Source organism: Tissierella sp. (genome assembly GCF_032104385.1).
Classification (GTDB): domain Bacteria; phylum Bacillota; class Clostridia; order Tissierellales; family Tissierellaceae; genus Tissierella.
The window spans coordinates 1-8,615 of the sequence record NZ_DAMCHJ010000030.1 but is presented as its reverse complement, the minus strand read 5'-3'; the positions used below and the strand labels follow the sequence as shown (position 1 = coordinate 8,615).

10 protein-coding genes are annotated in these 8,615 nt (G+C 29.6%); all 10 read right to left on the bottom strand.

All coding sequences use genetic code 11. The features are described from left to right. Positions 1–96: 96 nt before the first annotated feature. Entirely contained in the window at positions 97–225 is a 129-nt protein-coding gene (locus RT714_RS15735; RefSeq protein ID WP_313758940.1) for a hypothetical protein, read from the bottom strand. Between the two features lie 168 nt (positions 226–393). Further along, the gene (locus tag RT714_RS15730) at positions 394–1,695 is read right to left on the bottom strand and encodes an FtsW/RodA/SpoVE family cell cycle protein (protein WP_313758938.1); all 1,302 of its coding nucleotides are present in this window, start codon (positions 1,693–1,695) and stop codon (positions 394–396) included. Beyond that, positions 1,679–2,029: a helix-turn-helix transcriptional regulator gene (locus RT714_RS15725; protein WP_313758936.1), complete on the bottom strand. Its 351-nt coding sequence runs from the start codon at positions 2,027–2,029 to the stop codon at positions 1,679–1,681. Before RT714_RS15725 ends, RT714_RS15730 begins: the two co-directional genes overlap by 17 nt. 316 nt (positions 2,030–2,345) lie before the next feature. Continuing rightward, positions 2,346–3,416: a hypothetical protein gene (locus RT714_RS15720; protein WP_313758934.1), complete on the bottom strand. Its 1,071-nt coding sequence runs from the start codon at positions 3,414–3,416 to the stop codon at positions 2,346–2,348. Then, on the bottom strand, positions 3,409–3,894 hold the full coding sequence (locus RT714_RS15715; RefSeq protein ID WP_313758932.1) for a sigma-70 family RNA polymerase sigma factor: 486 nt from the start codon (positions 3,892–3,894) through the stop codon (positions 3,409–3,411). Before RT714_RS15715 ends, RT714_RS15720 begins: the two co-directional genes overlap by 8 nt. Before the next feature lie 154 nt (positions 3,895–4,048). Next, positions 4,049–5,188, bottom strand: coding sequence for a hypothetical protein (locus RT714_RS15710; RefSeq protein WP_313758931.1), 1,140 nt, complete (start codon positions 5,186–5,188; stop codon positions 4,049–4,051). An 84-nt stretch (positions 5,189–5,272) separates the two neighbouring features. Continuing rightward, a complete protein-coding gene (locus RT714_RS15705) occupies positions 5,273–6,607 on the bottom strand; it encodes a HAMP domain-containing sensor histidine kinase (protein WP_313758929.1) in 1,335 nt (444 codons plus the stop codon). Further along, complete coding sequence (locus RT714_RS15700) at positions 6,604–7,260, bottom strand: response regulator transcription factor (RefSeq protein WP_313758927.1); 657 nt, start codon at positions 7,258–7,260, stop codon at positions 6,604–6,606. The genes RT714_RS15705 and RT714_RS15700 overlap by 4 nt, the downstream gene beginning before the upstream one ends. Before the next feature lie 107 nt (positions 7,261–7,367). After that, complete coding sequence (locus RT714_RS15695; protein ID WP_313758925.1) at positions 7,368–7,526, bottom strand: immunoglobulin-like domain-containing protein; 159 nt, start codon at positions 7,524–7,526, stop codon at positions 7,368–7,370. Next, on the bottom strand, positions 7,523–8,615 hold a 1,093-nt coding region (locus tag RT714_RS15690; protein ID WP_313758924.1), incomplete at its 5' end, for a hypothetical protein. The genes RT714_RS15695 and RT714_RS15690, both read right to left, overlap by 4 nt.

The following is an 8,615-nucleotide window of genomic DNA, read 5'->3' as shown; positions in this document are numbered from 1 at the left end:
TGTATATTTAACTCTTTCATTCCATAACATCAATATCCATCTCCTTCCTAAAAAAATCTATAGGATTATATAATCTAATATCTCCAATAATATCTTTTAATTTATCATTATTTTTTCTATTGTTTTTATAAACTTATCATCACCTGTAATAAAATAGTCGCATTTATTGTGTATAGCAAATGCAAAATGTAATGCATCCTTGTTTTTAGTATTTGAATTTTTCACTATATTTTTCGCTATTACTTTAATTTCATTATTAGGTTTTATATTTTTCTTGCATTTTGTTTATCTATTCTATTGTGAAATTCATCATCTATTATTCCTGTGGTAAATGTAATAGTAGGATATCCGTTTATAAATATTCAACAAAACAAAATTTACTAAACTCTACTTTTAATCATTCTTCTGCAACAACAAATTATCCTTTACCACATCTCCAGATTTAAATACAGAAAGCATTATACCGATTAAGGTCATATTTATAATTGTGGCCATTCCGCTATAGGAGATGAAAGGTAAAGCATAATTAGTTATTGATAAACCTAAGTTACTTATAGTATAAAAAAGGACTTCCATTGTGAATGTAAGCACAACAGCTGTAGAAACTAATCTCCCCAAAATGCTTTTTTGTTTATAGCATAGCTTAAATGAACGAATTATAAAAAGAAATATTATCCCCATTACCACTATAAATGATAACCAACCTAATCTATGAATTAAATATGTCAATATATAATTTGTATTAATCTCAGGTATCATATAAGGATTTATTTCTAATGTACCTCTCCCAATAAGCTTGGCATTGGATAACATATCCCTCATCTTTGCACCAGTATATCCATATCCCAGCGGATCTCTTAATGGATTTATAATATTTAATAATCTTTCGCGACGATAACTATATGACATTAGCTTCAGAAAGCCTATAGCCACTACACTAATAGTGGATATGTATATAAGAAGAATTCCATAAATTTTTTTTACATTAAACCATCCTTTTATTATTGCCATCGTTATAAGTATTAGGAAAGGTAAAGATATCAAAACTACCACTGATATACTTGGTATCATAAATCCTATAAATACAGGAATAATAAATAATGCTCCACTTAAGATTATCCCTAAATATCCTTTATTTCTCATATTATAGATTATTCCAGACATGACGGTTGGAAATAAAATCATAATAAATTGAACATATGCGTGTTTCCCTCTAATAACTGGTGATAAAAATATTGAAATTATAGTTAAAATAGTAAGCCCTATAAAAATAGATTTTGGATATCTTCCTATAATTGTAAAGTCAATAAAGTATAGAGTTACCATGCAAGCTATCCCTATTAAAGTAGTCATCAAACTTCTTTCTAGCATGAAAGGGGTATGAGGCTCACTGCTTGCAAGAAACCTAATTGCAAATCCTAATAAAATCATAATCCCTGTTAATAAAATGATATTCCATTCAGTTTTAGGTCTATGAGTGCGGTCCAGTTCTGTTCCAATTAAAACAGGATCTCCCATTTCTTTAATTGACTTATCCATAGCAATCTCTTCATCTATTCCTTCATCTACAAAGGCATTTTTTTGGTCAATAATATGATTTCTTATTTCTTCACAAACCATATTGTGAGCTTTTTTCCATCTTATTTGTTCACAAACAGTTTCTAGAAACTCGTTTATCTTAGCAGAATATTGCATAGCTTTCCCCCCCTTTTAAAACTTGATTAATTGCATTAACATAAATTTTCCATTCATCTTCCTTTTCTGCTAAAACCCCTCTTCCTTTTTTAGTAATACTATAATATTTTCTTACTCTCCCACTATCTGCATTTTTCTCATAAGAATTTACCATACCCTTTTCTTCAAGATCATGTAACAGTGGATAAAGCGTACCTGCTTTTAATGAAAATGTATCATCAGATCTTTTAGCTAATGTCTCAATCATCTGATATCCATACATATCCTCATCGTCAAGCAATTTTAATATAAGCATGGCTGTGCTTCCAGTTATCAAGTTTTTATTTATGCTCATGATATATCTCCTTTCATATATAGACTATCTACATATACTATATATAGATAGTCTATATATGTCAACAGAAAAAAATAGTTTCTACACAAATAAAGAATTGGTATGTATTCCACCAACTCTTTATTTTAAATATTGTTTAATTCTTCATAAAAATTCTCCCTTGTTCCTGTTGTGTTCTATGTTTTAGAATCTATTAGTGATTATATCATTTGTGCCTTAATACTCATTTTCAAATCTAATCCACTTTTCATTTATAAAAATATCAATACTGCTATCTTTACCTTTTAGATCACAAGTCCTCCTATGGAAAATGTATTTATTCCCAATTGGAAATCGAAAGTGTTTTATTAAAGATAGAGAACTCCCTTACAGACTCTGCTGTAATTGGAAGATTGAAAGTGAGGTTTATAACAATAGCTGAAATAGGATTACCCGTTCCATTACTACCACTACTAATGCTATAACTGAAATCATCTTTTGTAAGTATAGTACCATCAGAAAGTGTAATGGTTAAACTTTCTACATTAGATGAAAATGCTTTAAAAATAGCTGAAGATTCATCATTGGAATTATATGAAAAAACACTTGTAGAACTAATAGGGGTTATTCGTATATCTTCAAATATGAAATTATATCCACCAGTTGTAACCGGCTGTCGTATAAGAGCAGTATGACTGTATTCATTTCCATCTGCTAACTCCACCTGAAATTCCCAATTGCCCTTATGCAACGGTTTCAATACGAGGGTTTTTCCATTGCTAAAGTAATACCCCAAATCTTTGAGCTTTATAGAATAAGTACCAGCCTTAAATATATGATGATTTACAATGGTGTAAAGTATCTCAAATTGATTCTTTGCTAAAGTCGGGTCATTATCACTGTAATAGTACCGTATTGAAGTCTGGTCCATATTTTCGAATAAACTTCCATCGTTATCAGATCCAAACCTATAATTCATTAGTGTTTCATATCCTGTATCAAAAAGTACACTTTCCAGTTCTTTTGCGGTAACTCTTAACATTACCATTGCCATATTTCCACTAGAAATCACATCCATAATCTCAATTTTTAGTTCATCAGAATCTAATACAGTTCCTATGGTAGTGCCTGCGATAGATCTAAGTTGGTCAACATTCATATAGCCATATGAATTCTTCGTTGTTTCAGCCTTGTTAATAAACATCTGTCTGAAAAAATCCCCTCCAATAAGTGAAACTGCAAGAACTGATGTAGATAAAATTACTGCTAATACAATTACCGCTGTTATAGTCAATGGTAGTCTCTTTCGGCGAACAGAACTTATTTGTCTCTCAGTTGTTTTAGCGTATAGTCTCTCTTTCCATTCTATCGGTGTTTTGATTTTTTTAAAATCATTAAAATCACTCACTTTTAATCACATCCTTTAATCTTTCTCTGCCTCGCTTAAGCTGAGACTTGATGGTATTTTCTTTTCTACCGAGAATTTTGGAAAGTTCGATAATGTTGTATCCCTCAAAATAGTAGAGATAGATTACTTCAGAGTATTTATGCGGAAGAGATTTTACGGCATGTAAAAGGTTCTTGTCAAACTCCTCTATGTCTGGGATCACTAATATATCAATATCCACGTGATTTCTACGAAACAGCTTTCGATGCATATCTCTACATTCATTGAGAGTAACAGTTACAAGCCAGTACCTAAGATAGTCTTCAGATTCTTGCCACATTTTTCTTGAGTTAAAAAGCTTAATAAATACATTTTGCCAACAATCTTCTGCATCTGCAAGACAACTAAAACGGATGTAGCATATCCTTGTGACCATATCAGAATATTTTTCTACAATTTTGACATATTTATCATTTTCACTCAATGATTCACTGGCCACAAAACCACCTCCTTAACTATAAAACGTTTCATCCTCGCTTTAAGTTGCATAGTATGTAAAATTATTTTTCTTTATTAAATCTGATCAATTATTCCAAATAAAAATGAAAATGGGATAACTGTCAAAAAAGTTACCCCGAATCTGCATTCTTTTCCTAATTTATAGTCCCTATTGGTTCTTGTTCCATCCCATTAATTTTCTCATTTAACCTTATTGGATTATCATGGAAAAATAATGCCATCATTCTTTTGCTTCCATATATAAATTCAAACTCAATATATTTATTCTCAGCTTTATATACAAGGTGAACCTTTCTACTAAGTAATGGCGCATTGCTATGCTTTTGTATATAAGCTTTAAGGAATTCTATATTTTTTCCATTGAGTTTGTTTTTTAGGAATTCCTCAGCGATTTCTTTGTGATTATCTATGTTTTTCAAGTCAGTTACTGGTGAATTCCCAACTTCCTCCACCTGTCCACTATAAAATGTGTCTACATATTCTACCTTGCCAGTATATATATTAACTTTTGAAAAGTACATCCAATAAAGTTTTTCCTGCTCTATTAAAATATCTATATTTTCTGGTTGAAATATAATCCTCCAAAATCTTTGATTTCGATATTCATCTATGGAGAAATGACAATTAATATCCATATTCTCAAGGTCTACATCAAATATTCTTTCAATAGTATTCTTAGCCGACTTAATGGCTTCTTCTTCTGAAATTTTAATGTCTGTATTTTCCATAGCATTCTGTATATATGCCTCGTAAAATTTGGAGAATGCTTTATCAAGTTTTGCATCAAAATCAATGATTTGAAGTAGTTCTTCCTCTGTCATTTCTACTTCAGGATAATAATATGTTTCATTATCAGGGTTAAAATATGGTTTTTTCAGATTTTCTCCTATTGGCAATGTCTTTGTACTCTTAATACTTCCTGCCCTAAACTTCTTTCTTAACTCTATCATTCTACTTGATTCTGTCTCACTTAACTCCCGATTTTTTGGTGATATTAATAGTGTAGATTTTTGTAGTAGTAAAACAATTTCATCAAAAACCTTTTCTTCTTCCTCTGTCATAGTTATAATATCTTTTACCTTAGTTTCATCCTGTTTTTTCTCTACAACTAAATCCGGCATTTTTAATGAGCTTATCTCTAAATTTCTAGCTCCATTCTCCATTCCTTCAACTTGGAATCTTTCTGCTAGTACAGGAAAAGCTATGGCAGATACTAACAATAACATTAATACAGCAATAACTGGCATTGATTTGAAAATTTTAATCTTTTTCATTGCTATAACACCCCTTATTTTTTTCTTAATAATAACACTGTTATTTTATTAAGATGTTATAAAGTTGTAATGAAGTTGTAAATTTTAGATTGATTTTAATGAAATATATATTTTAGTACCTATATCTTTTTGACTTTTTACTTCTATACTTCCATTATGTAGGTCAACAATCTTTTTGCATAAACTTAAACCCAAACCAGCACCCCTATAAATAGCAGGTCTATTTTTATCTGATTTATAAAAAGGTTGGAAAATATTAGGGCGATCCTTGCTGTCTATTCCTTGGCCTTGATCTGATATTTTTATAATGGTTTTTTCATCCTTGGAATAAATAGCAACTTCAATCCTAGTATTATCCTTGGAGGCATTTATTGCATTATCTATTAAATTTGTCAACAAAACTAAAATTAATTGTTCATCACCATAAAAATAATCTGTTTCAATATTTATTTTAAGGTCTATATTCATTTCTTTTAATTTTTGAAACTCTATCTTCCTTATTGTATTAAATATTTCACCAGAATTTAATTTTACTATATTTAAACTTTCCTTTTTTAATGTCATTAAATCAAACATTTTATTAATTAGCTGTTTCAAACGATTTGCTTCTTCATTAATATGAGTAAGTGCAACAACTCTATCTTCCTCGGCGGCATTTGTTCTCATTAGATATTCACTAAATCCTTGAATGCTTGTAAGCGGTGTCCTCATTTCATGGGTTAAATTATCTAAAAGCCATTGTTTTTGAATCGAGCTTTCTTTAATAGTTTCCATATTCTCATTTAGTAAATCTAACATTACATTAAATTTCATACTAAGTTCTCCTACTTCATCGTTGGCTATTACGGGTATCTTTTCATTGGAATTTTCAATTATTATTTCCTCTGTCTTGTGGATTAAGTTTTCTAAGGGTTTGAATAACCTGCTAATTATAAACATTAGAGCAATTGCTAATATTCCTGAGAGAAGAAGATATATCTTTATAAAGAAACTATTCCAGTTTTTTTGTAAATCATAAATATCTTGAAAGCTTTTCTTGAAAACAAGAGAAATATTTTCAAAAGGCTCACTGAATCTATTTTGAATTATAATACTTCCTTCTTCAGTATCTAGGAAAACATTATTTTTGCTATTATCATCACTATAGTCTAAAATAATATCTTGATTTATATAATATTTTTTGTAGATCTCAATAATTGAAACTAAGCTGTCTTTGTTATAGGTTCCCCCTCTTGCTTGTAAGTCTTTTGCATAATTTTCAATGCTATTTTTAATAAAACTCATTTCATTTTTTGCCGATTTTATTTCTCTCTCTATAAATAATGAATTATATTGACTTATAGCAATACCTGCTACAATATTTATTGTAACTATAAAAACTAATACTGTTACTAAAATTAATTTATATTTTATTTTCATTTGCTTACCTCAAGTCTATATCCCATTTTATAAATAGTTTTAATAATATTATCAAAGTCTAACTTCTTTCGTAGTTTCATAATATGGACATCAACTGTTCTGGTATCTCCTTCAAAATCATAGCCCCAGACAAATTCTAGTAGTTTTTCTCTGGATAAAGCTATATTCTTATTTATGACAAGTGTTTCTAATAAATTATATTCTAAAATAGTTAAATCAACTTCTTCACTTGATTTTAATACTTTGTGTTCTCTAAGCCTAATTTCTACATCCTTAATCTTTATATTCTCTTGAACATCATCATTTTTTAATGCAACCTTAATCCTTGCAACTAACTCTAACATTTCAAAGGGTTTTACTATATAATCATAAGCCCCAAGGTTAAAAGCTTCCAATTTATGATTTAATCCTCCTTTTGCAGTGATTAAAATTACTTTAGTATTTTCACATATATTTGATCTTAATAAATCAATACCACTAACTCCTGGCAGCATAATGTCAAGTAGTACTAAATCATACCTAGTATTCTTAATCATTTCCGCAGCCACATAACCATCAAATGCCTTTTCACAATCATAACCAATGACAGAAAGATTCATTGCTATCAGATCATTTATTGACCTATCATCTTCAACTATTAAAATCCTTGCCATACTTGATCCTCCTTCCATCCAAATAGATCATTTAACCAATGAGATGTCGAAGAAAATTTAATTTCCCCATCTATATTAAAAATTATCTCTTTTAAATTGTTTAAGTATTATATCATTAAAACATAAGCTCCAGGCAGTTGATACCATCTGTCATTTATTTTCTTTTCTAATGAAAAGAATTCACCGTAAATATATTCATTGTCTAACTTGCTTTCAAGTATTACGGTTACTCCCACAGTAGACAAAGTTCCTTCTTTAATTTTCATGGTAACACTACAAGGTTATTTATAGTTTCATATGTTATAAGTTCTAAATTAATATCCTTGGTAGATAGAGTATTATCATTCTGTGCCTCTAGCATTTTTTCAAAATCTTCTAACTTGATAAAAACATCTTTTACCCAATCCTCGTTTTCCCATAAATGAGGGTCTCTTATCTTTCTATCAGCCGGATGACCTGTGGCAAAGGTATCAACTCCATCTTTAGTTCCAAAATACAGATCAACAAGTTTTAATGCCTTATCTTCACTAGTTATTAACATTTTGGCTACCATTCCGGAACCTTCAAATTCAAATGGCAACTCAAGATACCATAGTTTATCCACTGGATGTTGTCGTAGTTCTGCCTGTTTAAACTCATTTTCAAAACCATAATTAACATCATTACCACCTTGCATATCCTGTCTTTGCGTTAATTCTAACATTTTATCGGTAAATCTTTGAAGATTTTTATTAGATATATATTTATCAAAAGATACCATCTTCTGTTTCGCAACTGCACCATTAAACAAATTTACAAATGATTTACCAAACTCTGTAATTGCATCACTATCTCCGCTTTCACCTTGAATATAAAATTCCTTATTTTCAAGGTGGCTTAATATATCTTCTATTTGATTATTGGAGACAATTTCATTATTTATAGATTGACCTTCAAATTTAGAATGTTTGTTTCCATTTTTTCTTTTATTCAAATATAAGTCTATTCCTTTTTCTGTATCCAAATGTCCATAAAACCCAAAAACTCCTCCTTCAAGTTCATGATCAATGATGATATTATCAGCTAATATTTCTTCTTTTCCATTAACTAGTTTTATTAAACTATGATATCCTTTGCCTTTATATCTACAAAATAATATGCTATCCTTTGATATACTTATAGGCATGAAGTCAAAATTATCTCCTTCTGTTATCTTCTTCACCTGAGAGCTTTTTAAATCATATTCATAAATATGGTGAGGTTGAACCTCCCAATCTTCAAAAGCCTTGTTATAGTCAAAATTCCAAGATTCATCTTGTCCTTTAGTTGCTGAATATAATAAATTCTCCCCATCTAATGTAAAACTTGGAGTCATA